Below are 24451 nucleotides of genomic sequence, written 5' to 3'. Positions count from 1 at the left end.
TTTAGTGTGCGGCTTTCCAGTGGTCGTCGACCTTGGCAAGCCACAGGGCTTTGTCCTGTTCGGGCAGGAAGGACGCCTCGAAGCTGTTGCGCGCGAGCGTATGGGCATCGGCCGCAGACAGGTCAAGGGCGTTGAAAGTGGCGAGCCAGTTGGTGTTCATGTAGCCGCCAAAGTAGGCCGGATCGTCGGAATGCAGCGTTACAGCGCAGCCGGCGTCCAGCAGTTGCTTGAGCGAGTGGTCGCGCAGGTCAGGGTAGACCTTCAGTTTTTCGTTCGACAGCGGGCAGACCGTCAGCGCGATGCGTTCGGCCGCGAGGCGCTTGACGAGCGCGGCATCGTCGATGGCGCGTACGCCGTGGTCGATGCGCTCCACCTTGAGGATGTCGAGCGCGTCGATCACGTATTGCGCCGGGCCTTCTTCACCGGCGTGGGCCACCAGGCGCAGGCCGAGTTCCTTGCAGCGTGCGAATACGCGTGCGAATTTTTCCGGCGGGTTGCCGCGCTCGGACGAATCCAGCCCCACGCCGATGATGCGGTTGGCCGGATCCTGGATATAGGGCAGGGCCGCTTCGAGCGTGTCGAAAGCGTCTTCTTCGCTCAGATGCCGCAGGAAGCAGAGGATCAGCGCGCTGGAGAAACCATGCTCGCGCTCGGCGTCGTCCAGGGCGCGGACGATGCCATGAACGACCACATGCATGGGCACGTTGCGGGCGGTGTGCGTCTGCGGGTCGAAGAAGATTTCGGCGTGGTGGACGTTGTCGGCAAGCGCGCGCGCGACATAAGCGGCCGTCATGTCGTAGAAATCCTGCTCGGTGAGCAGCACGCTGGCGCCGGCGTAATACAGGTCGAGGAACGATTGCAGATCGTTGAAGGCGTAGGCCGCGCGTACTTCTTCCACGGACGCATACGGCAGCTTCACGCCGTTGCGCTCGGCCAGCGCGAACATCAGTTCGGGTTCGAGCGAGCCTTCGATGTGGATGTGCAGTTCAGCTTTGGGGCTGGTGGCGATGCGTTCTGCAAGGGCAGGGGAGATCGGCATGGTCAGACGGATGTAGGGACTCGGTAAGGAACCGTCGCGCCACTGCTGGCGCTGGTGAGCGCATGTTGCTGCAGCTCTCGCACCTGCAGGAGTTGCGCGACGACGGATACCGCAATGATATCCGGCGCCTTGTCCACGATGCCCGCCACGCCAATCGGGCACACCATTTCCGGCAGGCGGGCCGGGTCCACGCCGTGCTCGACCATGCGGTGCTCGAAACGCGCGCGCTTCGTCTTGGAACCGATCAGACCGAAGTAGGCAAAGTCCGTGCGGCGCATGATGCGTTCGCACAGCGCGAGATCCAACGCATGGTTGTGCGTCATGACCAGGAAGTAGCTGCCCGCGGGCGCGTGGTCGATCACGGCTTCCGGCGTATCGGTGGATTCGATGACGACGTTCGGCGGCACTTCCGTGGGAAACGGGAACATCGCATCCCGCTCGTCAACCCACGTGACGCGACAGGGCAGATGCGCCAGTGCGCGCACGATGGCGTGGCCGACGTGGCCCGCGCCACACAGAACGATCGACATGTCGGGCGGCAGCACGGTTTGGGTGAAGCCGCTGGCGTCGAGTTGCACGCCGGCTGCGGCTGCGTCGGCCACGCTCGCTTCAACCGCGACCGCCGGATCGGCGGAGACGATACGGCGCAGGCTGCGGCGTTGGCGCATGGCGTCGTCGGCCAGCGCGATCCACTTCACATCACGCGCGTCGAGTCGTTCAAGCGACAGCCGCACCACGCCGCCGCAGCATTGGCCGAGCGCAGGGCCGAGCGGAATGCGCACGAACTGCCGACGTGCTTCGCCGGCGGCTTCAGGCGCATTCATCATCGTCTGCGCGATTTCCATCGCACGCCATTCGAGATGGCCGCCGCCGATGGTGCCGAAAAAGCCGTCGGCGCATACCAGCATCAGCGTGCCTGGTTCGCGCGGGGCAGAGCCCTGCACGTCCGTTACCGTGACCAGCACGCACGGCTGCGCCGCTTGCACGGTGGCGAGCACGTCGGCGAAGCGGAATGGGCGCAGTTGCGTGTGGTCCATGGTCTGTTCTCCGAACTCAGGCGGACAGCGGGGCGCTGCGGATGGCATCCACAGCCTTGAGGATTTCTTCGCTGGTGGCCGGTGCGTTCAGCGGCGGATTGGTGCGGCCGTCGCCCACGGCGGCCACCGCATCGCGAATGGCGAAGAACACCGAGAACGGCAGCAGCAGAGGCGGCTCACCCAGTGCCTTGGAGCGATGGATGCTGTCTTCCACGTTGGCGTTGTTGAACAGATTCACGCGGAAGTCCGGCGGGCAGTCGTTGACCGTCGGAATCTTGTAGGTGGACGGCGCATGCGTCATCAGCTTGCCGTTCTTGTTCCACCACAGCTCTTCGGTCGTGAGCCAGCCCATGCCCTGGATGAACGCGCCTTCCACCTGGCCGATGTCGATGGCCGGGTTGATCGAGCGGCCGGCGTCGTGCAGCACGTCGGCGCGCAGCAGGCGCCATTCACCGGTCAGCGTATCGACCACCACTTCCGACACCGCTGCGCCATAGGCGAAGTAGTAGAACGGACGGCCCTTGAGCTTGGATTGATCCCAGTGCAGCTTGGGCGTGGCGTAGAAGCCGTCGGACCACAATTGCACGCGGGCAACATAGGCCTTGCCGACCAGCTCGTCGAACGGCACGCGGCGCGTACCGATTTCCAGATGGTCGCCCACGATCGCCACCGTCTCGATGGGCGCTTCGTAATGCTCGGCCGCAAACGCGATCAGGCGCTGGCGGATCTGGCGTGCAGCGTCTTGCGCAGCCTTGCCGTTCAGGTCGCTGCCTGTGGATGCCGCCGTGGCGGAGGTGTTGGCCACCTTGCTGGTGTCAGTTGCCGTGACGCGGATGCGCGTGAACGACACGCCCAGTTCGTGCGCCACGACCTGCGCGACCTTCGTGTTCAGGCCCTGGCCCATTTCGGTGCCGCCGTGGTTCACGAGGATCGAGCCATCGTTGTAGACGTGCACCAGCGCGCCCGCCTGGTTGAAGTGCTTCACGTTGAACGAGATGCCGAATTTCACCGGCGTCAGCGCCAGGCCGCGCTTGAGCACCGGGCTGGTCGCATTGAATGCGCGAATCGCTTCGCGGCGCGCGCGGTAGTCGGACGTTGCTTCCAGTTCGTCGAGCAGTTCATGGATGACGTTGTCTTCCACGGTCTGCCCGTATGGCGTGACGTTGTTCTTGTCCTTGCCGTACAGATTGGCGCGGCGCACGTCGAGCGCGTCCTTGCCGACCGAGCGCGCGATGTTGTCCATGATGTATTCGATGGCGAACGCACCTTGGGGGCCGCCGAAGCCGCGGAATGCGGTGTTGGACTGCGTGTTCGTGCGCGCGCAGAAGCCGTCGATTTCCACTTCGGGCAGCCAGTAGGCGTTGTCGAAGTGACAGATGGCGCGCGTCATCACCGGGCCCGACAGGTCGGCCGAGAAACCGGCGCGCGAGGTCATGTCGACCTTGACGCCCTGGATGCGCCCGTCGTCGTCGTAGCCGGCTTCATAGGCGAAGCGGAAGTCATGGCGCTTGCCGGTGATCATCATGTCGTCGTCGCGGTCTGGACGCAGCTTGACGGGGCAGGCGAGCTTCCATGCCGCCAGCGAAGCGCAGCAGGCGAACAGACCGGACTGCGATTCCTTGCCGCCGAAACCACCGCCCATGCGGCGGCATTCGACCAGCACCTGGTTGGCGTGCCAGCCCAGCATGTGCGAAACCATGTGCTGCATCTCGGTCGGATGCTGCGTCGAGCACCACACGTGCATGCCGTTGTCTTCCTTCGGCACGGCGTACGAGATCTGGCTTTCGAGATAGAACTGCTCCTGCCCGCCCAACGACATCTTGCCGGCTTCGGAGTGGGGCGCTGCGGCGATGCGCTCGGCCGGCTCACCACGCTTGAGGTGCATCGGCGGCAGCACCGACTTGCCCGCGGCGCGAGCCTCTTCAGGCGTCAGCAGCGGAGGCAGGACTTCGTATTCGATATTGCCCAGACGCGCCGCACGGCGCGCCGCATCGTGCGACGTGGCGACCACGATGAACATCGGCTGCCCGACGAAGTGCACCGTGTCGGTTGCGAGGATCGGATCGTCGTGAATGATCGGGCCGCAATCGTTCGTGCCGGGGATGTCGGCCGACGTGAACACCGCCACCACGCCCGGCGCGGCCTTCACGCGGTCCAGGTCCATGTTGACGATGCGCGCATGCGCCTGCGTGCTCATGCCGAGCGCCGCGTGCAGCGTGCCGGCCAGCTCAGGAATGTCATCGGTGTACGTGGCGGTACCCGCAACATGCAGGTGTGCAGACTCATGCGGGCGCGACACGCCGACCACAGCGCCGCGCTGGCCAGACACGGCTCCAGCAATATCGGCTTCCGCCAGCAGGAAGGCTTCGGTTTGCTTGTTCATGTTCTTAGGCTGCCGTGAGGGTATTCAATTCGACCGCGCGCACGTTGATCTGTTCGGGCGCGAGCGGCGCGTCAGTGCGGGTTTCCAGCCAGAAGCGGTACACCGTGTTGGCAGCCGAGATGCGCCGGTAATTGTCGGTCGCGCGCATGTCGGTCAACGGCGTGTAGTCGCGCGACATGGCTGCCATGGCAGCACGCACCGTCGCCTCGTTCCACGGCTGGCCAAGGATGGCGTTTTCCGTCTCCGTCGCGCGCTTGGATGTTGCGGCCATGCCGCCGTAAGCGATCCGCGCGCTGTGCACGATGTTTCCGTCCAGCTCGATGGCCAGCGCCGCGCACACGGCGGAAATGTCTTCGTCGAAGCGCTTCGAGAGTTTGTACGTGCGGAAGCGCAGGGCGTCGCGGCCCTCACGTGCGGGGATGCGCAGGCCCGCAACGAATTCGCCTTCTTCCATCGCGTTCTTCTGGTAGGCGAGGTAGAGGTCTTCGAGCGGCAACTCGCGGCGGACTTCGCCACGCTGCAGGACGACGCGCGTGCCGATGGCAATGAGCGCGGGTGCCGAGTCACCGATCGGCGAGCCGTTTGCGACGTTGCCGCCCAGTGTCCCGGCATTGCGAATTGGGAGCGAGGCAAAGCGCTTCCACAGCTCCGTCACCTCGGGGTAGTCCGCAGCCAGGAATGCGTACGCCTTTTCGAGCGAGACGGCGGCGCCGATCTCGATCCAGCCATCGCGCTTTTCCAGGGCGTAGAGATCAGCCACCTGGCCGATGTACAGGATGTCGCCCAGGTCGCGGAACTGTTTGGTGACCCACAGGCCGACGTCGGTGCTGCCGGCCAGGATGCGGATGTTCGGATGCGCGGCTTTGATGGAGGCGAAGGCTGAAGCGGTGCGTGGGGCGTAGAAGCGCGGCGCATTCTCGGTGCCGACGGGCGCATAGCTGAAGGTGTCCTTGCGCTGCAGCTTGCGCAGCGTGTCGGCCAGTTGCGTGCGGTCGATGCCGGCTGGAGAGGGCAGCTCGAACATGCGTTCGCCCGCGTCGATGATGGGGCGGTAGCCGGTGCAGCGGCACAGGTTGCCGGTGAGCGAATCGCAGATGGTCTGGCGCGAGGGGATGGGCGCCTGATTGCCGGTGTTCTCGTACAGGGCGTAAAGCGACATCACGAAGCCCGGCGTGCAGAAGCCGCACTGGGATCCGTGACACTCCACCATCGCCTCTTGCACCGGGTGCAGCGTGCCGTCCTTGCCGCGCACGTCTTCCACGGTGAACAGCGCCTTGCCGTCAAGCGTGGGCAGGAACTGGATGCATGCGTTGACGGCCTTCAGTCCGACGCTGCCGTCTTCCTGCAGTTCGCCGAGCACGACGGTACACGCACCGCAATCGCCCTCGGCGCACCCTTCCTTGGTGCCAGTGCAGTGCGCGTCTTCACGCAGGTATTGAAGCACCGTCCGGGTGATCGGGGCGTCCGTGACGGTGCGGACTTGGCCGCGGTGGAAGAAGCGGATGGGCTGAGTCTCCATGGGGGTTCTACGCCTGTTTGTGTGTGTAACGGAACCATAGCACCGGGCCAGGAATGCAATATTTGGCCCATGTGATAACCCGCATCGGAAAGCCAAAATCCGGGGTATACCCGCCGGTAGCGGTCTGGCGGCGCGACGTGCAGGTGACATACACTGACAGCGTCTCCACGCACGTTTTTTAGAAGGGTCGGCGCAGCCGTTACCCGCCTCCAGATGCACGGCAAAGATCACCTCGATACCTATCTCCTGCGCGTTCTCTACACGCTGCTCACTGAGCAGAGCGTGACGCGTACGGCCGTCAAGCTCGGCCAGTCGCAGCCGGCCATCAGCAACACGCTCAAGCGCCTGCGCGAGATCACCGGCGACGCCATTCTGGTGCGCGGCAAGAACGGCATGGTGCCGACCGAGCGGGGGCATGACTTGCTGTCGCTGGCCCAGCAAAGCCTGGAGGCGATGGAGCGCATCGCCCGACCTTCGCAGGATTTCGATCCCGGCAACACGACGCGCACGTTCCACCTGGGTGCACCGGACTATCTTGATGCCTTTTTCCTGCCCAACATCGTCGAGCGCCTTCGCAAGCAGGCGCCGCAAGCCAAGCTGGTCGTGCATCCGCTCAATGCCGGTGTTGACTACCTGGCGGCCCTGGAGCAAGGCGGCATGGACTTGGTGATCGGCAACTGGCTCTCACCGCCCGAGCATCTGCACATTTCACCGCTGTTCGACGATGAAGTCGTCTGCATGCTGGGTGCACAGCATCCGCTTGCGCGCAAGGGCATCTCGCTCAAGCACTATGTGGAGATGCCCCACCTGGCGCCCGCGCCGTATGCCGTGATGCAGCGCAGCATGATCGATCAGGCTCTTGCGGAGCAGGGGCTCAAGCGGCAGATCCAGGTGTCGCTGCCGTATTTCGGGCTGGTGCCGTATGTGCTGATGCGCACCGATCTGGTGTTCACCACCGGCCGCCAGTTCGCCGCGCACTGCGCCCAGTATTTGCCGATCCGCATCCTGCCGACACCCATGGCATTCCCCAAGATGCGCTTCTACCAGCTCTGGCACGAGCGCAGCCACGCGGCGCCCGATGTGATGTGGCTGCGCCGCATGATCGGTGAAGTGGCGGCCGAGTTACCGCAGCATCCGCAGTTGGAATCGGCGGTGGCCTGAACTGAACCGCCGTCGTCCTGCCCTGCGGCGGGGCAGGCAGGAAGCTATTTTCCGGTTGCGACCGCCTTCCCGTAGTCCGGGAAGAACACCTGCTCTCCGTTGACCTTGAAGTCGGCAATGACCTGCTGACCGGCGGGTGACGTGATCCATTCGATCAGCTTGGTTGCATCGGTGTAGTTGACGCTCGGGTATCTCTTCGGGTTGACCGCGATGATGCCGTAGGGGTTGAACATGCGCGGGTCGCCGGCCAACACGATGTCGAGACCCGTTTTGGCACGGTAGGCGCCGTAGGTCGCGCGGTCGGACAGCGTGTAGGCGTTCATCTGCGCGGCCATGTTCAGCACTTCGCCCATTCCGAGCCCTGCGCTCACGTACCACGGCTTTCCCTTCGGGTCGATGTTGGCCGTCTTCCAATAGGCCTTTTCCATGACATCGGTGCCGGAGTTGTCGCCGCGCGAGATGAACTTGGCGCCGGCTTTCTCGCCAGCCGCAGCGATGGTCTCCATCCCCTGAATGACGTTCTTCTGGCCCCGCACGTGGGCCGGGTCCGTGTCTGGGCCGACGAGGATGAAATCGTTGTACATCACGTCGCGGCGGTCGATGCCACCCCCTGAGGCGACGAAGGCGTCTTCCAGTGGGCGGGCGTGCACCAGCACCACATCCACATCCCCCGATTCACCCAATTTGACCGCCTTGCCAGTGCCAACGGCAATCACCTGCACATGCACGCCGGTGGCGGCCTCAAATTTGGGCAACAGGACCTTCAGCAGACCGGAATTCTCTGTGCTGGTGGTGGTAGCCATGCGGAGATCACCAGCATATGCGGGAGTGGCAACCGCGAGCGTCAGGCAGATGAGAGCAGATAGCCGAAGGGCTTTGGACAATCGGGGCATGTTGTGGGGGCTAGCGCAAAGGCGTGGACGCTTTATGTCGGATGCTGCATGATGGCGGCAACGTCGGGGGCAGCCAGCGACCACGAGATGCCCACCCCGCAATGAGCAGAATTGTTCTCCCGGGGCACGGCGGAAGTAAATAGGAAACCATAAACATAATGACATTCCAGTTCGAGGTATTTCCGGTGGTGGGGCCGGACGACAACCCGCGCGCGAACGGCAAGGTGTTCCAGTTGCTGCGGGCGGTGCGAGAGACGGGGTCGCTACACCGCGCGGCGAAACAGGTGGGGCTGTCATACCGGCACGCCTGGGGCGTGATGCGGTCGTGGGAGGAGATGCTTGGCCGCGCGCTGCTCGACATGGAGCGGGGCCGGGGCGCCTCCCTCACGCTTTTTGGTGAGCGCATGCTGCGCGCCGAGATGCGCCTGCGCGAGCAGATCGATCCGGCACTGCATCAGGCCATGGGGCAGTTCCTCTCGGAGTTGGAAGACGCATCCCAGTCGCAGGCGCGCATCCGTTTCTCGGGCAGCCATGACCCCGCCGTGGAGCTGCTGGCCGAGACGTTTGCGCGGCAAAGCCCCGGCGCGCACATCGATACCGTGTTCTGCAGCGCCGTCGAAGGGCTGATCTGCCTGCAGGAAAAGCAATGCGAGGTAGCCGGCTTCTATGTGGCGCCGCAGCAAGGCGCGGGCTCGATCGCGCACCAGACCTTGCGCAAGTGGCTGCGCCCGACCGCCGTGCGCCTGATCGCCCTGGCCGATCGCGAGCAGGGGCTGATGATGTCGGCGGAATGGGCGGGGCGGGTGCAGTCGCTGGGGGATGTGGCGCGCACGCAGGCGCGCTTCATCAACCGCCAGCGCAGTTCGGGCACGCGGTTGCTGTTCGATCAGTTGCTGGTGGCAGCCGGGCTGTATCCCGACCAGATCAACGGGTACGACGAGCAGGAATTCTCCAGCGACAAGATCGCCGTGGCCGTGCAGGAAGGGCGGGCGGACGTCGGCTTCGGCCTGCGCCCTGGCGCCGAAGCGCACGGTCTGCATTTTGTGCCGCTGACACGCGAAACGTATTACCTGGCGGTGCGCCGCAACGACGCGCTGTCGCCCTGGGTGCGCGAGCTGATCGAGCGCATCGGGCAGCCGGCCTTCCGCGAAGGCCTGGGCCATCTCGCCGGCTACCGGCCGACCGAGCACGTTTCGCTGCTCACCGCAGAGCAGGCGCTGCCCTGGCACGCTGACGAGGCCCGCGCGCTGGCCCGCTGAAGTCGTGCGAACATGGTGGGGTTTGCGCCATTGCGCGCCCCGTCCATGTTCTGCCCATGTCACGTTTCTCCGTCTGGACCCAAGCCCTGCGCATGCTGCGCCGCGACTGGCGCGCCGGTGAACTGAACCTCCTGCTCGTCGCCCTGGTGCTGGCCGTGGCGGCGCTGGCGTCCGTCAGTTTCCTGGCCGATCGCATGCATGCGGGCCTCGAGCGCGATGCGCGGCAGTTAATCGGGGCGGATGTGCTTGTCGTCTCCGATCAGCCGCTGCCGCCCGACATCGAGGCGCATGCGCGTGCAAGCGGCTTGCAAGTCACGCATACCGCCACCTTCCCCAGCATGGCCAGCACATTGGCGAAGGGCGCGTCGGGCGAACCGGTATCGCAACTCGCTGCCATCAAGGCCGTCGACATGGGCTACCCGCTGCGCGGCACCCTCAAGGTGGGCGATGACGGGCGAGATACCGTGGGCGCGCCAATCCAGGGCGTTCCCGCCGCAGGCACGGTGTGGGTGGACGCACCGCTGCTCGAAGCGCTCGGCATTCGCGTGGGCGATGCGATCCGCCTGGGCAAGCGCACCTTCAAGGTCGCTCACGTCATCACCCAGGAGCTTGATCGCGGCGCGGGCTTCATGAATTTCGCCCCCCGGGTGATGCTGTCGATGTCAGACCTGGGCTCGACAGGCCTCGTCACCTACGGCAGCCGCGTAACGTACCGCTTGCTGGTCGCTGGCCCGGATGCCGCTGCCGGCGCATTCCACACTTGGATCGAGAACGAAGCGAAGACGCGCCAGTTGCGTGGCGTGCGCGTTGAATCGTTGCAGAACGGCCAGCCGCAGATGCGCGAAACGCTGGACCGCGCCGAGCGCTTCCTCTCTCTCGTCGCCTTGCTGGCGGCCATGATTGCCGCAGTGGCGATTACGATGGCCGCGCGCCGCTACACCGCGCGCCATACCGATGCGGTGGCCATCATCAAATGCCTTGGGCTCGAGCAACGGCAGATTCTCGGCACGTTCGCACTGGAGTTCTTGCTGATCGGCGTGATGGGTTCGGCGGTGGGCGTGGCGCTGGGTTACGGCGCGCACTGGCTGTTGCTGGCGTCGCTGGGCGACCTGGTCACGGTGACGTTGCCTGCGCCATCCGCCTGGCCTGCGGTGGTGGGCGTGACGGCGGGGCTGGTGTTGCTGATCGGTTTTGCCGTGCCACCCTTGCTGAGCCTCGTGCGCGTGGCGCCGCTGCGCGTGCTGCGGCGCGACGTGGCTGAGCGTGCCGTTGCCGCTTGGATCGGCTATGCGCTGGGCGGGGCGGCGTTCTTCGCGCTCCTCGTGGTGTCAGCGCGCGACGTCAAGCTTGGGGCGCTGACCGCCGCGGGGTTTGCCTGCGCCATCGTCGTGTTTGCGCTGCTGGCAGCCGGCGGATTGCGCGCCCTGGCGGTGTCCCTGGGGCGGGGTCGCGCGCTCAGCGTGGGGTGGCGCTTTGCACTGGCCGTACTGGAGCGCCGTCGCGGCGTGAGCGTGCTGCAGACGGTGGCGCTTGCGGTCGGCCTGATGGCACTGCTGCTGCTCGCCATGACGCGCAATGATCTGATCCGCTCGTGGCACAACGCTACCCCGGCCGATGCGCCCAACCGGTTCATCATCAATATCCAGCCCGATCAGATGCACGCGGTGGCGCAGGCCCTCGCCCAAGCCGGCGTGGCGGACCCGAAGCTCTACCCGATGGTGCGCGGGCGCCTGACGCGGGTGAATGGTCAGGTGATCGACCGCCAGACCTATGCCGAATCGCGCGCCCGCAACCTGGTCGAACGCGAATTCAACCTGTCGTACGCGACCACGCAGCCGCCTGAAAATCGCATCGTTTCCGGACAGTGGTTCAGAGGACAAAAGCCCGAGGCCTCGGTGGAGGAGGGCATTGCCAAGACGCTGAATCTCCATCTGGGTGACGTGCTGCGCTTCGATGTCGCGGGGCAGACGGTGGATGCGCCCATCACGTCATTGCGCAAGCTCGACTGGAGTTCGATGCGCGTGAATTTCTTTGTGATCCTGCCGCCCGTGGCGCTGCGCGACATGCCGCAGACGTACGTGACCGCGTTCCGCATTCCCGCCGGGCAGGCCGATCTGCCGGCCAAGCTTGTGCGCGAGTTTCCGAACCTCACGGTGGTCGATACCGAACTGATCCTGCAGCAGGTGCAGGGCGTGCTGGACCAGGTGACGGCGGCGGTGGAATTCCTCTTCGTCTTTACGCTCGCGGCGGGTGTCCTGGTGTTGTATGCCGCGCTCTCCGGTTCGCGCGACGAGCGCCTGCGCGATGCCGGTGTGCTGCGCGCCCTCGGTGCAGGCTCCGGTGTGGTACGTCAGACGCAATACGCAGAAGTGCTGATTGTTGGTGGCCTCGCCGGGCTGATGGCGGGCTTGGGCGCGATCGCCATCGGCTGGGTGCTGTCGGCGTATGTGTTCGACTTTCCGTATCGTTTCAACCCTGCCATCCTGCCGGTGGGCATCGTGAGCGGCATGGCGTGCGCCTTTGTTGGCGGCTGGCTGGGCCTGCGCGACGTGCTGCGCCGCCCCGCCATGGCAACGCTCCGCGATGCATGACGACGCCTGTATTCTTGATGTGAATGACGCTGTATGACTGACGTAACTTCCGGCCAGGAGACCCTGGCGTTTGACCTGATTGGCGGCGAAGCGCGTGTGCGCGAACTCGTTGACCGCTTCTATGACCTCATGGATCTGGAGCCCGAGTTTGCCGTGCTGCGCGCGCTGCATCCGCAAAGCCTGGATGGATCGCGGGACAAGCTGTTCTGGTTTTTGTGCGGCTGGCTGGGCGGCCCGAATCATTTCATCGAGCGCTTTGGCCACCCGCGTCTGCGTGCGCGCCATATGCCGTTCGAGATCGGCACGCAGGAGCGTGATCAATGGATGCGCTGCATGGCCCTCGCCATGCAAGACATCGGCCTGGACGAAGCCCTGCAGATGCGCCTGATGCAGGCGTTCTGGCAGACCGCCGACTGGATGCGGAACGTGCAACGCTAAGGTGCCGCGCGAAAGCGCACCCTACAAGAACATATTCGAGGAGACCCCGATGATCGGTTTGCCCACGGCAGACGACGTGCTCACATTCTGGTTCGGCAACGCGCCGCTGATCGATGCACGGTCGGAGTGGTTCACCAAGTCCGACGCGTTCGATGCCGAGATCCGCGCCCGTTTCCTGCCGCTGTGGGAAGCGCTTTCCACGGGTGACGCCGACACCTGGATGGATACGCCGCTCGAAGCCATCGCGCGCATCGTCGTACTCGACCAGTTCTCGCGCAACATGTTTCGCGGCACCGCGCGCGCGTTTGCCAGCGATGCGGCTGCGTTGCACACCGCGCAAATCGTTGTGGCCGCGGGTTGGGATGCGCGATTGCCGACGCGCCATCACCGTGTGTTCTGCTACCTGCCGTTCGAGCACAGCGAGGCGCTGTCGGCGCAGGATGAGTCGATTCGCCTTTACACGCGCCTGCGCGACCAGGAAGGTGATGCGGACCCGCTCTTCTGGGCGGAGAAGCACCGCGAGATCGTGGCGCGCTTCGGGCGCTTTCCGCATCGCAACGAAGCACTCGGGCGCGTTTCCACGCCCGAGGAAGTGGAGTTTCTGAAGCAGCCAGGGTCGTCGTTTTAGCCCTGGCGGGGCTTACGTGCGCTCGCGGCGCTCCGACCATTTGTCGACCGTCTCGCGCGGCGCACGCGCCAGCATGTCGATCAACGCGGCCGGGTCGTCGCTCACGTGCAGCAGGTCGGCGTGATGGCGCTTGAGGAAGCCTTCCTGCACGGCATGGTCGATGAAGACGAGCAGCTTGTCGTAGAAGCCCGCCACGTTCAGCAGGCCGATGGGCTTGTTGTGATAGCCGAGCTGCAGCCACGTGAAGGTTTCGAACAGCTCTTCATAAGTGCCGACGCCACCGGGCATGGCGATAAAGGCGTCCGCTCGATCGGCCATCATCTGCTTGCGCTGGTGCATGCTGTCGACGATGTGCAGTTCGGTCAGCTCCTTATGACCGACCTCCTTGCGCACCAGCGATTTCGGGATGATGCCGATGACCGGGCTGCCGCCGTGCAGCACTGCGTCGGCCACCACGCCCATCAGGCCGACGTTGCCGCCGCCGTAGACAAGCGTCAGGCCGCGCTTGACCATCTCGTTGCCCAGCTCGATGGCGTTGGCTTTGTATTCCGGGCGCTCGCCCGGGCTGGAACCGCAATAGACGCAGATCGATTTCATGGAGCAGGGGTGTTGTTGCTGGGGGTGCCCGGGGCGCCGATGGGCGGATCGTTGCTGCGGCTCACCGCCAGCAAATCAAACGCCCGCCGGGGCTTGCCCCGCAGGTAAGGCGCGAGGATCGACAGGATGTGGTAGCTCGCGCCGTGCAGGTGGTCACGGATCGCGTTCTGGTCGTTGTACTGGCGCGGATGCTGCACGAACTGGAACGACAGCCAGTAGGTGGCAATCACCACGATATTGGTGCAGATGACGTCGACCTGCTCGGCCGTGGCTTCCATCTCGCCGTCTTCGATGAACTGGTGGCAGATGTCCATGGCGAAGTGGCGCTTCTGCTCGACGATGCGCTTGAAGTTCAGTTCAAGCATGCGGTTGCGCGCGAGCAGATCGTTGATGTCCCGGTACAGGAAGCGGTAGTTCCAGAGAAACTCCGACATGTACTGCAGGTAGCCCCAGGTTTCGTCGAGTGTGGCCTTGTGATCGTCCGGCAGCTTAAGACGACGCGCGATCTCCTGCTCGAACTGCACGAAGATCGAGTTGATGATGTCGTCCTTGTTGCGGAAGTGGTAGTACAGGTTGCCCGGGCTGATCTCCAGCTCTTCGGCGATCGTCGTGGTCGTGACGTTGGGCTCGCCCAGTTCGTTGAACAGGCGCAGCGACACTTCGAGAATGCGATCGCGCGTCCGGCGCGGGCCGGTGGAATGCTGCTTGGTTTCCATTGAACTGCCAAGGCCGGTGGCCCTGTCTCCGTGGCGTATTGGTGCCCGGATTATAAGAGATCGTGCTTGTGCAACGATCCCCACATGCCGCGGGGGAATACGTTGCCAAACGTTGTCGCGGGCTTTTCGCTGGTGATGCTAGTGCAACAGCGATGCCACCCACGGCCAGGCGATCGCTACCCACGTCCCCACGCACAGCAACAGGGCCAGCATTACCGCCGCGCTGCCGAAATCCTTGGCACGCTTGGACAGCCCGTGCTGCTCCAGCGAGATGCGGTCGACTGCCGCTTCCACGCTCGAATTGAGCAATTCCACGATCAGCACCAGCACCAGCGTGCCGAGCATCATAATGCGCTCGACCACTGTGGCGGGAATGACGAAGGCGCACGGCAACAGGATCGCGCACAGCGTCAGCTCCTGGCGGAACGCGCTTTCCTCATCGATGGCGAAGCGGATGCCGCTGATGGAGTTCTTGAGCGCAAACCAGGCCCGCGTGACCCCGCGATTGCCTTTATGCGGGTTGTCAGCCGGCGAATAGGCGCCGGCCGCTGGTGGTGCAGGCGGATTTTCCAGTCGCCGATCCGGCGGGGTGGTGGGCTTCATGGAACGCAAGGCTCAGGCACCCGCGGCGGTGGAGGGTTCGGCGGCCGTCGTGTTGCCGGCGGAGGCGGCGGGCATCGGACGCAGGTGCGCGAGAAACTGTTCGGAGGCAGCGCGCCACGAGAACTTCTCTGCGTGCGCGCGCGCCGTGGCGCGGTCGATGCGAAGCGCCTCCAGGCAGGCTTCGCGCAGGTCTTCGCGCAATGCGCCAGCCGGAGAATCGCCCAGCACGTCGATCGGGCCCGTTACCGGATACGCCGCCACCGGCAAGCCGCTGGCAAGGGCCTCCAGCAATACCAGTCCGAACGTGTCGGTGCGGCTCGGGAAGACGAACACATCGGCCGAGGCATACACCTTTGCCAGTTCCGGTTGCTTGAGCACGCCGAGGTAGCTGGCATTCGGGTACTTGGCTTTCAGCCCGGCGAGCGCGGGACCTTCGCCGACGACCCACTTGGAGCCCGGCAGATCCAGTTCCAGGAATGCTTCGACGTTCTTTTCCACGGCCACACGGCCGACGTAAAGGAAGATCGGGTGCGCCGTGTTCAGCACGTTGCTGCGCTGGGCGGTGAAGATGTCTAGGTCCACGCCGCGCGTCCACAGCACGCCGTTGGTGATGCCGTAGTCGGCAAGGTCCTTCAGCACCACTGGCGTGGGTGCCATCACGGCCTGCGCGGGGCTGTGAAACCAGCGCAGGAAGCGATACGTCCAGGCCAGCGGAATGCCGAAGCGAGCCTGCACATACTCCGGAAAGCGCGTGTGGTATGCCGTCGTGTAGGGCAGCTTATGGCGCAGCGCGTAGGCGCGTGCAGCCAGGCCCAGCGGGCCTTCGGTGGCGATGTGCAAGGCCTGCGGGGCGAACTTTTCGATGCGCTCGCGCACGCGCTTGGACGGCAGGATCGACAGGCGGATTTCCGGATACGTCGGGCACGGCACCGTCTTGAATTCCAGCGGCGTGATCATGTCGACGATGTGCCCCATGGCCTCCAGCTCGCGGCGCGTCTGGGTGAGGGTGCGGACGACGCCGTTGACCTGCGGTTCCCAGGCATCGGTGACGATCATGACTTTCACGGGCTCTCCTTGGGGGGTAGGTTGGGCTGCAGCGGGCTGGGCGAGGTCGATGCTGGTGTTGGTCATAGGGGCTTCCATCAGGCGGCGGCCGCAGCGGCACGGCGTGCGCGGCGGGAGGTGCGCGGCGCATCGAGCAGATGCGTCCAGTAGACGATCTGCAGTTCGCCTTCCATGGTTTCGACCAACGCGGAGAGGCTCTCCACCCAGTCGCCGTCGTTGCAGTAAAGCTGGCCGTCGATCTCGCGGATCTCGGCTTTGTGGATATGCCCGCAGACCACGCCGTCGCAGCCGCGGCGGCGCGCTTCGTCCGTCATCACACGCTCGAACGAATTGATGAAGTTGACCGCGTTCTTGACCTGATGCTTCAGGTATTGCGACAGCGACCAGTACGGAAAGCCAAGCCGCACGCGGATGCGGTTGAAGTGCCGGTTCATCGCCAGGATGAAGGTGTAGAGCGAATCGCCCACGTAAGCCAGCCAGCGCGCATGCTGCATCACGCCGTCGAACAGGTCGCCGTGCACGACCCACAGGCGCTTGCCCGTAGCGGTGACGTGCACCGCGTCTTCAGCGACTTCAATATCGCCAAAGTTCAGGCCGTGGAACTGGCGCGCCATCTCATCGTGGTTGCCCGGAATGAAGACCACACGCGTGCCTTTGCGCGCGCGGCGCAGCACCTTCTGCACCACATCGTTGTGGGCCTGCGGCCAGTACCAGCCCTTGCGCAGTTGCCAGCCGTCGACGATGTCCCCCACGAGGTACAGCGTGTCCGATTCATGGTGTTTGAGGAAGTCGAGCAGGTAATCGGCTTGGCAGCCCGGCGTACCGAGGTGGATATCCGACAGCCAGATCGTGCGATAGCGCTGAATTTTCTCGGCGGGCGGGTCAGTGTCGGTGTCAGCCGCGCGGTCCGGTGTTGCTGTCGAAGCTGGCGTGGCGACGGGTGCCTCGTGCTCACGGACATCGCCACGCCCGGCCGGTACGGCTGAGCCCAGCGCGCCCGCGGCGGCGAGCCCGGCGGCCATTTGCATCAGAGGCGGTGGAGCGTTCCAGTCGGAACCGGTGAGGGGAGCAGCGCGAAAGCGTTGCGCGAGGCGGCGGAGGAAACCAGGGCGCGATGGCAGTTTTGGCAGGACCATGTCGGCAACAGAGGCTGCGTTAGACGGATTTCGCCATCGCTGCATGAAAAAGCCGTGTCAGAAACATGACCGTCACATGACGTGGTTGCCGGGCCGGAGGAGGCGTACGCCCAAGAAGTACGCGTGGCGCGGATTTCAAGCAGAGGCGGTCGCCGTGACGCCTTCAATCCGTACAAGCTCCGCCAGCACAGCATCGCGCACGCGTGCGTCGCATAGCAGCGACACATGGCCGATCCCTGCAAAGGGGATGTGCCGCGCGCCTTCCAGCCAAGACGCACCGGGCGGCCCAACAATGGAGTCGTGCCACGAGAAGATTGATGTGATGCGCGCCCGAACGGCCAGCGTTTCAGACGCCGCAAGTTGGCGCAGCCACGGGCTCGCCCACGCCATCTGACGGACGTTGCGGCCGCGCCCTGTACGCGCCATTGCCGTGCCCCGATGTGGCGTGCCGAGCGTGATCACGTGGGTCACCGGGCTAGGCTCCGCTTGTCGAAGCAGCGCTCGCGCAGCGAGTCCGCCCATGCTGTGGCAGAGCAAGACGGGCGCGCGGCCGTGCGCGCGCGTCAGCTGCGCGACGGCCGCAGCAATGTCCTGGGCGTATTCGTCGATGTTGCCCAGCAACGGCATGAGATCGATGGCGTCGGTCGGATGTCCGGCGGCGGCCAGATGCTGCTGCATCGGCAGCCACACCGCATGGTTGCAGCCATAGCCGTGGACCATCAGCACAGGCACGCGCCTGCCCGCATCGGCGGACGCATCGAACGTTGCGCGTGCGCGGAACGGCTGCAGCACGTTGAACATCCACGCTACGGATACACATTCGCGCAACCAACATGCGATGAAGCCGGTGATGCCGATGCGCTGTTCGCACGGCACGGGCATGCGGTCCCACATGGGGTCGTCCGGTATCGCGGTACCGAGGCTCTTCAGCGACACCAGGAACGCCCATCCGACCGAAATAAGATAGCCCAGCACCAGCGCCGCGCCCGCGAGCAACGTTGCGGCCGGCCAATGCCATCCCGCCCAGTCATGCGCTGCCCAGCCGACCGCGATCGTCGCGGCACATTGCAGCGCAACGGCAATGCGGCGCACAGTGGCGGCGGTCAGGGAGGCGAAAGGAACAGGGGAGGCTGGAAGATCGGCGTGCGTCATAGTCGAGGTGGCCGCCGAATGTGAAACTGATCAGTCACGCACCAGCCGCGTGCCGGCCAGGCGATCGTGCAGGAACTGGCGCTGCGGATCGAACCACGCCAACGCGCCCCAAACCAGCAGGCATGCGAGAGCGACACCGGCACCGGTCCATCGCGACGCGCCGCTCAGATGGATGACGCCGACCGCTGCAGCCACCCACACCCACGCCAGCAGATAGCGTGCAATGGCACGGCCCAGCGAAATACGCGACCCATCGGCGTTGACCACGCGCATACGCCATGTCTGCATCGCAAGCGTTTGGCCGCGCTTGCGCCAAAACCACACGAAGTACAGACCGAGCGACAGAAAGCCCCACACCTGCAGCCCTACATCGCCGGTGCGCGCAAGGGGCGGCACGATCAGGCGCAGCAGCAGAAAGACGGCCGTGGCGCCAAACATCACACCAAACAGCAGCAGGCCTTCGTACAGCATGGCGGCAAGACGGCGGCGCAGCGTGGGCGCTGCGAGCGGATCAGGCGCCGCAACGGGTGAAGACGTGGAAACGGAGGTGGCCATCGAACAGAGTGTGAGCGCCGTGAGCGCAATCCATCATGTGCCGGCGCGGAGGTCGAGCGGCACGTGGTTCGGATTATGCCAAAGGGTTTGCCGGCCTCAGCCGCCCAACACCGTCGAGGGCGGCGGGTTGCCCGATTCTCCACCGGTGGTCGCGGGTGGTGCAACAGGGTGCGCCGGCGTGAGCGGTGCGCTGGCGGGGGCAGGTGCGGCAGCGGCAGGTTCGGGCGCAGGTTTTGCGGCCGGCGTGGATGCCGTGGCTGCCGTCTTGTTGGTCGGCGCGGATTTGGTCGTGCCAGGCTTGGTGCGCGCACCGTGATGAATCGATTTGGCCGCGTCCTTCGCCAAGCCCGCGCCGCCCGGCAGTGCCGTCACTGCGGAAGGGTGCTTTTGCGCCTTGGCCGCGGCAACCAGCGCCTTCTTCTGCTCTTCGGTCAGTTGCTGGTAGCTCTGCCAAGCCTCGCTCTTCTTCTGCACTGGCAGCGACTTGGTGGTCTGGAAATTCTCACGCGCGCGGTGGCGTTGCTCCGGCGTGAGCTTGACCCAATCCGCCATGCGCGTTTGCAGGCGCTGCTGCTGAGCCGGCGTGTACTTCGGATACGCCTGAGCGATCTGCAGCCACTTCTTGCGGGCCAATTCCGGCATGCCGTTCCACTCCGGCGCCAGAGGCGCGAAGATGCGCTGCTGGACAATGGTCAGTTCGGCCCAGTTCGGATGAACGGCGGGCAGCGGGTTGGTCGCCGGCGGCGTCGGCAAACCAACCGGCGCGCCGACTGTCACGCCAGGCGTCGCCACGGGTGCCGAAGCGGCCGGAACCTGCCCGACCGCAAGTCCCGCCATCAGGCCGGCAGCGCCGATCAACGCAACGATGCCGGCGCGCAGGCGCGCGGTCGTTGCGCCTCGCGGTGGTTGGCCGTGGGTGTGCAGGAAGTTGCTCATCGATCAGCCTTTCACTGATCGTGTTTGAGGTACTGATGGAAGCCTTGATCTGCGTAAGCAGCCAGCGGGAGATCGTCGAGCAGCATTGCGGCATCGACCTCCGCGAGTTCGTCCACGCGTTGCTGCTGTTGCCACTGATAGATGCCTGCAAGCCCCGCCACCAGCGCGATGGTCGGCCACAGCAGGCCAAGGCGGCGCAGGACTGCTGCGGCACGTTGCAGCGGCGACGGTGCTTCGCCTTCCATCTCGAAGGATACCGAACCGCCTCCCGGCATCGCCAAGGCAGGCGAGTGCACCGTGCTCGGCGCTTCCGCTTTTTTTTGCGCAAGCGCCATCCGGCGCGCCGCTGCGAGGCGGTCGCGCACGTCGGGCGGCAACTGTCCTGCCGACTCATTTAGAGCGGTTCGGACGGCATGCGCAAAACGGCGTTCTCGAAGTTCTACCTTGTTCATAGTCGGATCCCTCGCGCCCGCAGCGCTTGGGCCAGGGCGTGTGTTGCCCGCGAGCAGTGCGTCTTTACACTGCCCTCGGAACAGCCCATCGCCTGGGCCGTCTCTGCAACATCCATGTCCTCCCAGTAACGCATCAGGAACGCCTCCCGTTGACGTGTGGGGAGCTTCTCGATTTCGCGTTCCAGAATCTCGAGCATCTGCGAACGCTCGACCTTGTCGGCGCTACTTTCTGCCGCTGTGGTGCCGGCTTCGCTTTCGATCAGTTCAAGCGGATCGGTGTCGTCGCCTTCGGCGTCCGAGCGGAAGCTGGAGAACAGGCTGACCCATGTGTTGCGCACCTTGGTGCGGCGAAACCAGTCGTGAATCGTGTTCTGCAGAATGCGCTGAAACAGCAGGGGCAGTTCGGCCCCGGGCTTGTCGCCGTATTTCTCGGCCAGCTTGATCATGGCGTCCTGCACGATATCGAGCGCGGCATCGTCGTCGCGCACCGCGAAGACCGCCTGCTTGAAGGCGCGTTTCTCGACGCTTAGGAGAAAGGCCGACAGTTCCTGTTCAGAGGCCATACAACGGCGGGTGCGAATCCTGTGAGGCGGCCGCGCGAAAATTCACATTCACAAGATGTGATGGTCACGCCGCGTGGCGTCAACGGCGTTGGCCGTGAAAAATGTTGCGATGCTAGCAAAAATGCGGCGCCACGGACAGTCCGTCTGTCTAGCGGGCCCGTTGACTTGGGGATTCGCACCGGCGCTGGACCGCCATGCGGCATTGCAGTATCATCCGCGGTTCACAATATCTGTGGTTTGTCTCATCTGGACGCCCATCAGGCGGACCATCCATGCAGACGCGCACCGCTCAAATCCGCGCCACAAGCCCGGTAGAGAGCATCCAAACAATTTTTTGCCGAAAATTGCAAAGGACTGACATGAATATGCCAAGCGCGGAATTTTCCCACGCCAATAGCGGTTCATCTGCCGACATGATGGGGGCTGACATCCTCGTCAATGCGCTCGCGGCAGAGGGCGTCGAGTTCGTCTGGGGTTACCCCGGCGGCGCGGTGCTCTATATCTACGACGCGTTCTACAAGCAAAACAAGATCGAACACATCCTGGTGCGCCATGAACAGGCGGCAGTCCATGCGGCTGACGGCTATGCGCGCGCCACGGGCAAGGTCGGTGTCGCCCTGGTGACGTCCGGCCCGGGCGTGACCAATGCCGTGACGGGCATCGCCACCGCTTACCTGGATTCGATCCCGATGGTGATCATCACCGGCAACGTGCCGACGCACGCCATCGGCCAGGACGCCTTCCAGGAGTGCGACACCGTCGGCATTACCCGCCCGATCGTCAAGCACAACTTCCTGGTCAAGGACGTACGCAACCTCGCCTCGACCATCAAGAAGGCGTTCTACATCGCCGCAACGGGCCGTCCGGGTCCGGTGGTGGTGGATATCCCCAAGGATGTCTCGCGCGAACTCTGCAAGTACGAGTACCCGAAGACCATCGAGATGCGCTCGTACAGCCCGGTCAACAAGGGGCATTCGGGGCAGATTCGGAAGGCAGTGAGCCTGCTGCTGCAGGCTGAGCGTCCGTACATCTACTCGGGCGGCGGGGTTGTGCTTGCCGAGGCAAGCGAAGAGCTGCGCCAACTGGCCGCACTGACTGGGTATCCCGTGACGAACACGCTGATGGGGCTGGGCGCTTTCCCGGGCACCAGTAAGCAGTTCGTGGGCATGCTCGGCATGCACGGCACATACGAAGCCAACATGGCGATGCAGAACTGCGACGTTCTGATTGCCATTGGCGCGCGATTCGATGATCGCGTGATCGGCAGCCCGGCGCACTTCACCTCGCAGCCGCGCAAGATCATCCACATCGACATCGATCCGTCCTCCATTTCGAAGCGGGTGAAGGTCGACATCCCCATCGTCGGCAACGTTAAGGACGTGCTGCAGGAGATGATTGCCCAGATCCAGTCTGGCGAAGCCAAGCCGAACAAGACGGCGCTGGCCAAGTGGTGGGAGCAGATCGAACAGTGGCGCAGTGTCGACTGCCTGAAGTACGACCGCACCTCCGAGATCATCAAGCCGCAGTACGTGGTCGAGAAGATCTGGGAACTGACCCATGGCGACGCGTTCATCTGCTCCGACGTCGGTCAGCATCAAATGTGGGCGGCGCAGTTCTACAAGTTCAACGAGCCGCGCCGCTGGATCAACTCCGGTGGTCTGGGCACGATGGGTGTCGGCCTGCCTTACGCGATGGGTATCAAGAAGGCGTTCCCGGACAAGGAAGTCGTCACCATCACCGGTGAGGGCTCGATCCAGATGTGCATCCAGGAACTGTCGACCTGCCTGCAGTACGACACGCCGGTGAAGATCTGCTCGCTCAACAACGGCTACCTCGGGATGGTCCGCCAGTGGCAGGAAATCGAGTACGACAACCGCTACTCGCATTCCTACATGCAGGCGCTGCCCGACTTCGTGAAGCTGGCCGAATCGTATGGTCACGTCGGCATGCGCATCGAAAAGACGTCTGACGTCGAGCCCGCGCTGCGCGAAGCCTTCCGACTCAAGGATCGCACCGTGTTCCTCGACTTCCAGACCGACCCGACAGAGAACGTCTGGCCGATGGTTCAGGCAGGCAAGGGTATTTCTGAAATGCTGCTCGGCGCGGAGGACCTCTAATGCGCCACATCATTTCCGTCCTGCTGGAAAACGAACCGGGCGCGCTGTCGCGCGTGGTGGGCTTGTTCTCGGCGCGTGGCTACAACATCGAGACGCTGACTGTCGCCCCGACCGAAGACGCCTCGCTGTCGCGCATGACGATCGTCACGACCGGTTCGGACGACATCATCGAGCAGATCACCAAGCACCTAAACCGCTTGGTGGAAGTCGTCAAGGTCGTCGACCTGACCGAAGGTGCTCACATCGAGCGCGAGCTGATGCTCGTGAAGGTGCGTGCGGTCGGCAAGGAGCGCGAGGAGATGAAACGCACCGCGGACATTTTCCGCGGCCGCATCATCGACGTGACCGAGAAGACGTACACGATCGAGCTGACCGGCAACGGCAGCAAGCTTGACGCGTTTCTCGATGCCATCGATCGCACTGCCATTCTCGAGACCGTTCGCACAGGCGGCTCGGGCATCGGCCGCGGCGAGCGCATTCTGAAGGTTTGAGCCGGCGCGTGCACCAACGTGTAGCTGCAGCCGGACCCCATCGATATTGAAGTATTTGAAAATTAGGACATCACCATGAAAGTGTTTTACGACAAGGACGCCGACCTCTCCCTGATCAAGGGCAAGAACGTCACCATCGTTGGCTATGGCTCGCAAGGCCACGCCCACGCCCTGAACCTGAACGACTCGGGCGTGAAGGTGACGGTCGGCCTGCGCAAGAATGGCGCGTCGTGGAACAAGGCCGTTAACGCTGGCCTGCAGGTCAAGGAAGTGGCCGAGGCGGTGAAGGAAGCCGACGTTGTCATGATCCTGCTGCCGGACGAGCAGATCGCCGATGTGTACAAGAACGAAGTGCACAACAACATCAAGCAAGGCGCCGCACTGGCGTTCGCCCACGGCTTCAACGTGCACTACGGTGCCGTGATCCCGCGCGCGGACCTGGACGTCATCATGATCGCCCCGAAGGCGCCGGGCCACACCGTGCGCGGCACGTACACGCAAGGTGGCGGCGTGCCGCACCTGATCGCCGTGCACCAGGACAAGTCGGGCGCTGCACGTGATATCGCTCTGTCGTACGCCACTGCCAACGGCGGTGGCCGCGCCGGTATCATCGAGACCAACTTCCGCGAAGAAACCGAAACCGACCTGTTCGGCGAGCAAGCTGTGCTGTGCGGCGGCACGGTCGAACTGATCAAGGCTGGTTTCGAGACGCTGGTGGAAGCCGGTTACGCGCCGGAAATGGCGTACTTCGAGTGCCTGCACGAGCTGAAGCTGATCGTCGACCTGATCTATGAAGGCGGCATCGCCAACATGAACTACTCGATCTCGAACAACGCCGAATACGGCGAGTACGTCACCGGCCCGCGCGTCGTGACGGAAGAGACCAAGAAGGCCATGAAGCAATGCCTGAAGGACATCCAGACCGGCGAATACGCCAAGAGCTTCTTGCTGGAGTACAAGGCCGGCCAGCCGACGCTGATCTCGCGCCGCCGCCTGACCGAAGAGCACCAGATCGAGCAGGTCGGTGCCAAGCTGCGTGCGATGATGCCGTGGATCGCCAAGAACAAGCTGGTCGACCAGTCGAAGAACTGATCGTTCGCATCTTGTGCGAGAAAGCCAG

23 protein-coding genes are annotated in these 24451 nt (G+C 64.3%); 8 read left to right on the top strand and 15 right to left on the bottom strand.

Annotation, left to right across the window (positions count from 1 at the left end; genetic code table 11):
- Window position 1 precedes the first annotated feature (1 nt).
- Genes RP6297_RS09615 through xdhA form a run of 4 tightly spaced genes read right to left on the bottom strand, consistent with a single transcriptional unit; the run spans window position 2 to window position 5978 of the window.
- Window positions 2-1039 carry an adenosine deaminase gene (locus RP6297_RS09615; protein ID WP_009241094.1) on the bottom strand — a complete coding sequence of 346 codons (1038 nt, stop codon included), beginning with the start codon at window positions 1037-1039 and terminating at the stop codon, window positions 2-4.
- Between the two features lie 2 nt (window positions 1040-1041).
- Entirely contained in the window at window positions 1042-2076 is a 1035-nt protein-coding gene (gene xdhC, locus RP6297_RS09610; RefSeq protein WP_009241093.1) for a xanthine dehydrogenase accessory protein XdhC, read from the bottom strand.
- Between the two features lie 16 nt (window positions 2077-2092).
- Window positions 2093-4459, bottom strand: a complete 2367-nt coding sequence (xdhB, locus tag RP6297_RS09605) for a xanthine dehydrogenase molybdopterin binding subunit (protein ID WP_009241092.1) — start codon at window positions 4457-4459, stop codon at window positions 2093-2095.
- 4 nt (window positions 4460-4463) lie between these two features.
- Window positions 4464-5978 (bottom strand): xanthine dehydrogenase small subunit, encoded by a 1515-nt coding sequence (gene xdhA / locus RP6297_RS09600; RefSeq protein ID WP_009241091.1) that lies wholly within the window; start codon window positions 5976-5978, stop codon window positions 4464-4466.
- Between the two features lie 213 nt (window positions 5979-6191).
- Here xdhA and RP6297_RS09595 point away from each other — a divergent pair, with 213 nt between their 5' ends.
- Window positions 6192-7139: a LysR substrate-binding domain-containing protein gene (locus RP6297_RS09595; protein ID WP_009241090.1), complete on the top strand. Its 948-nt coding sequence runs from the start codon at window positions 6192-6194 to the stop codon at window positions 7137-7139.
- 44 nt (window positions 7140-7183) lie between these two features.
- Here RP6297_RS09595 and RP6297_RS09590 read toward each other — a convergent pair whose 3' ends face one another.
- Window positions 7184-8032: a substrate-binding domain-containing protein gene (locus tag RP6297_RS09590; protein WP_009277483.1), complete on the bottom strand. Its 849-nt coding sequence runs from the start codon at window positions 8030-8032 to the stop codon at window positions 7184-7186.
- Window positions 8033-8190: 158 nt separating this feature from the next.
- Between RP6297_RS09590 and RP6297_RS09585 the strand changes: the two genes are divergently transcribed.
- From RP6297_RS09585 to RP6297_RS09570, 4 genes are read left to right on the top strand one after another with little or no spacing between them, the layout of a single operon-like run.
- On the top strand, window positions 8191-9291 hold the full coding sequence (locus tag RP6297_RS09585) for a substrate-binding domain-containing protein (protein ID WP_009241088.1): 1101 nt from the start codon (window positions 8191-8193) through the stop codon (window positions 9289-9291).
- Window positions 9292-9347: 56 nt separating this feature from the next.
- Window positions 9348-11882 (top strand): ABC transporter permease, encoded by a 2535-nt coding sequence (locus RP6297_RS09580; protein ID WP_009241087.1) that lies wholly within the window; start codon window positions 9348-9350, stop codon window positions 11880-11882.
- Between the two features lie 33 nt (window positions 11883-11915).
- Window positions 11916-12320 (top strand): group II truncated hemoglobin, encoded by a 405-nt coding sequence (locus RP6297_RS09575; RefSeq protein WP_009241086.1) that lies wholly within the window; start codon window positions 11916-11918, stop codon window positions 12318-12320.
- Between the two features lie 49 nt (window positions 12321-12369).
- The gene (locus RP6297_RS09570) at window positions 12370-12948 is read left to right on the top strand and encodes a DUF924 family protein (RefSeq protein ID WP_009241085.1); all 579 of its coding nucleotides are present in this window, start codon (window positions 12370-12372) and stop codon (window positions 12946-12948) included.
- A 12-nt stretch (window positions 12949-12960) separates the two neighbouring features.
- Here the strand turns inward: RP6297_RS09570 and RP6297_RS09565 are convergent, their stop codons facing one another.
- The 10 genes from RP6297_RS09565 to RP6297_RS09520 form a co-directional block, all read right to left on the bottom strand.
- A complete protein-coding gene (locus tag RP6297_RS09565; RefSeq protein WP_009241084.1) occupies window positions 12961-13545 on the bottom strand; it encodes an LOG family protein in 585 nt (194 codons plus the stop codon).
- The gene (locus tag RP6297_RS09560; protein ID WP_009241083.1) at window positions 13542-14261 is read right to left on the bottom strand and encodes a TetR/AcrR family transcriptional regulator; all 720 of its coding nucleotides are present in this window, start codon (window positions 14259-14261) and stop codon (window positions 13542-13544) included. The genes RP6297_RS09565 and RP6297_RS09560 overlap by 4 nt, the downstream gene beginning before the upstream one ends.
- 138 nt (window positions 14262-14399) lie before the next feature.
- Window positions 14400-14864: a diacylglycerol kinase gene (locus RP6297_RS09555; protein WP_009241082.1), complete on the bottom strand. Its 465-nt coding sequence runs from the start codon at window positions 14862-14864 to the stop codon at window positions 14400-14402.
- Between the two features lie 12 nt (window positions 14865-14876).
- Window positions 14877-15920, bottom strand: a complete 1044-nt coding sequence (locus RP6297_RS09550; protein WP_154207209.1) for a glycosyltransferase family 4 protein — start codon at window positions 15918-15920, stop codon at window positions 14877-14879.
- Window positions 15921-16006: 86 nt separating this feature from the next.
- Entirely contained in the window at window positions 16007-16957 is a 951-nt protein-coding gene (locus tag RP6297_RS09545; protein WP_037028509.1) for a UDP-2,3-diacylglucosamine diphosphatase, read from the bottom strand.
- Between the two features lie 243 nt (window positions 16958-17200).
- Window positions 17201-18217, bottom strand: coding sequence for an esterase/lipase family protein (locus tag RP6297_RS09540; RefSeq protein WP_009241079.1), 1017 nt, complete (start codon window positions 18215-18217; stop codon window positions 17201-17203).
- 30 nt (window positions 18218-18247) lie between these two features.
- Window positions 18248-18772: an RDD family protein gene (locus RP6297_RS09535; RefSeq protein ID WP_009277486.1), complete on the bottom strand. Its 525-nt coding sequence runs from the start codon at window positions 18770-18772 to the stop codon at window positions 18248-18250.
- Window positions 18773-18868: 96 nt separating this feature from the next.
- Entirely contained in the window at window positions 18869-19708 is an 840-nt protein-coding gene (locus RP6297_RS09530; protein ID WP_009241077.1) for a DUF3106 domain-containing protein, read from the bottom strand.
- An 11-nt stretch (window positions 19709-19719) separates the two neighbouring features.
- Window positions 19720-20160: a DUF3619 family protein gene (locus tag RP6297_RS09525; protein ID WP_009241076.1), complete on the bottom strand. Its 441-nt coding sequence runs from the start codon at window positions 20158-20160 to the stop codon at window positions 19720-19722.
- Complete coding sequence (locus RP6297_RS09520) at window positions 20157-20723, bottom strand: RNA polymerase sigma factor (protein WP_004630839.1); 567 nt, start codon at window positions 20721-20723, stop codon at window positions 20157-20159. The genes RP6297_RS09525 and RP6297_RS09520 overlap by 4 nt, the downstream gene beginning before the upstream one ends.
- A 359-nt stretch (window positions 20724-21082) precedes the next feature.
- On the opposite strand from RP6297_RS09520, the gene RP6297_RS09515 reads away from it, so the two are divergent.
- The 3 genes from RP6297_RS09515 to ilvC all read left to right on the top strand — a co-directional run bounded on the left by RP6297_RS09515 (window position 21083) and on the right by ilvC (window position 24423).
- On the top strand, window positions 21083-22840 hold the full coding sequence (locus RP6297_RS09515) for an acetolactate synthase 3 catalytic subunit (protein WP_009241075.1): 1758 nt from the start codon (window positions 21083-21085) through the stop codon (window positions 22838-22840).
- Entirely contained in the window at window positions 22840-23331 is a 492-nt protein-coding gene (gene ilvN, locus RP6297_RS09510; RefSeq protein WP_004630835.1) for an acetolactate synthase small subunit, read from the top strand. The genes RP6297_RS09515 and ilvN overlap by 1 nt, the downstream gene beginning before the upstream one ends.
- 75 nt (window positions 23332-23406) lie before the next feature.
- Window positions 23407-24423, top strand: a complete 1017-nt coding sequence (gene ilvC / locus RP6297_RS09505; RefSeq protein ID WP_009241074.1) for a ketol-acid reductoisomerase — start codon at window positions 23407-23409, stop codon at window positions 24421-24423.
- Window positions 24424-24451 lie beyond the last annotated feature (28 nt).

It is taken from the genome of Ralstonia pickettii (assembly GCF_016466415.2).
GTDB classification, from domain to species: domain Bacteria; phylum Pseudomonadota; class Gammaproteobacteria; order Burkholderiales; family Burkholderiaceae; genus Ralstonia; species Ralstonia pickettii.
Note: the sequence above shows the minus strand (reverse complement) of the source record. Positions and strands in the feature narration are given on the sequence as shown.

Excerpts from the sequence above, each read along its gene's own strand:
- RP6297_RS09615 (WP_009241094.1), bottom strand. The coding sequence starts at position 1,039 with ATGCCGATCTCCCCTGCCCTTGCAGAACGCATCGCCACCAGCCCCAAA.
- xdhC (WP_009241093.1), bottom strand. The coding sequence starts at position 2,076 with ATGGACCACACGCAACTGCGCCCATTCCGCTTCGCCGACGTGCTCGCC.
- xdhB (WP_009241092.1), bottom strand. The coding sequence starts at position 4,459 with ATGAACAAGCAAACCGAAGCCTTCCTGCTGGCGGAAGCCGATATTGCT.
- xdhA (WP_009241091.1), bottom strand. The coding sequence starts at position 5,978 with ATGGAGACTCAGCCCATCCGCTTCTTCCACCGCGGCCAAGTCCGCACC.
- RP6297_RS09595 (WP_009241090.1), top strand. The coding sequence starts at position 6,192 with ATGCACGGCAAAGATCACCTCGATACCTATCTCCTGCGCGTTCTCTAC.
- RP6297_RS09590 (WP_009277483.1), bottom strand. The coding sequence starts at position 8,032 with ATGCCCCGATTGTCCAAAGCCCTTCGGCTATCTGCTCTCATCTGCCTG.
- RP6297_RS09585 (WP_009241088.1), top strand. The coding sequence starts at position 8,191 with ATGACATTCCAGTTCGAGGTATTTCCGGTGGTGGGGCCGGACGACAAC.
- RP6297_RS09580 (WP_009241087.1), top strand. The coding sequence starts at position 9,348 with ATGTCACGTTTCTCCGTCTGGACCCAAGCCCTGCGCATGCTGCGCCGC.
- RP6297_RS09575 (WP_009241086.1), top strand. The coding sequence starts at position 11,916 with ATGACTGACGTAACTTCCGGCCAGGAGACCCTGGCGTTTGACCTGATT.
- RP6297_RS09570 (WP_009241085.1), top strand. The coding sequence starts at position 12,370 with ATGATCGGTTTGCCCACGGCAGACGACGTGCTCACATTCTGGTTCGGC.
- RP6297_RS09565 (WP_009241084.1), bottom strand. The coding sequence starts at position 13,545 with ATGAAATCGATCTGCGTCTATTGCGGTTCCAGCCCGGGCGAGCGCCCG.
- RP6297_RS09560 (WP_009241083.1), bottom strand. The coding sequence starts at position 14,261 with ATGGAAACCAAGCAGCATTCCACCGGCCCGCGCCGGACGCGCGATCGC.
- RP6297_RS09555 (WP_009241082.1), bottom strand. The coding sequence starts at position 14,864 with ATGAAGCCCACCACCCCGCCGGATCGGCGACTGGAAAATCCGCCTGCA.
- RP6297_RS09550 (WP_154207209.1), bottom strand. The coding sequence starts at position 15,920 with ATGATCGTCACCGATGCCTGGGAACCGCAGGTCAACGGCGTCGTCCGC.
- RP6297_RS09545 (WP_037028509.1), bottom strand. The coding sequence starts at position 16,957 with ATGCAAATGGCCGCCGGGCTCGCCGCCGCGGGCGCGCTGGGCTCAGCC.
- RP6297_RS09540 (WP_009241079.1), bottom strand. The coding sequence starts at position 18,217 with ATGACGCACGCCGATCTTCCAGCCTCCCCTGTTCCTTTCGCCTCCCTG.
- RP6297_RS09535 (WP_009277486.1), bottom strand. The coding sequence starts at position 18,772 with ATGGCCACCTCCGTTTCCACGTCTTCACCCGTTGCGGCGCCTGATCCG.
- RP6297_RS09530 (WP_009241077.1), bottom strand. The coding sequence starts at position 19,708 with ATGAGCAACTTCCTGCACACCCACGGCCAACCACCGCGAGGCGCAACG.
- RP6297_RS09525 (WP_009241076.1), bottom strand. The coding sequence starts at position 20,160 with ATGAACAAGGTAGAACTTCGAGAACGCCGTTTTGCGCATGCCGTCCGA.
- RP6297_RS09520 (WP_004630839.1), bottom strand. The coding sequence starts at position 20,723 with ATGGCCTCTGAACAGGAACTGTCGGCCTTTCTCCTAAGCGTCGAGAAA.
- RP6297_RS09515 (WP_009241075.1), top strand. The coding sequence starts at position 21,083 with ATGAATATGCCAAGCGCGGAATTTTCCCACGCCAATAGCGGTTCATCT.
- ilvN (WP_004630835.1), top strand. The coding sequence starts at position 22,840 with ATGCGCCACATCATTTCCGTCCTGCTGGAAAACGAACCGGGCGCGCTG.
- ilvC (WP_009241074.1), top strand. The coding sequence starts at position 23,407 with ATGAAAGTGTTTTACGACAAGGACGCCGACCTCTCCCTGATCAAGGGC.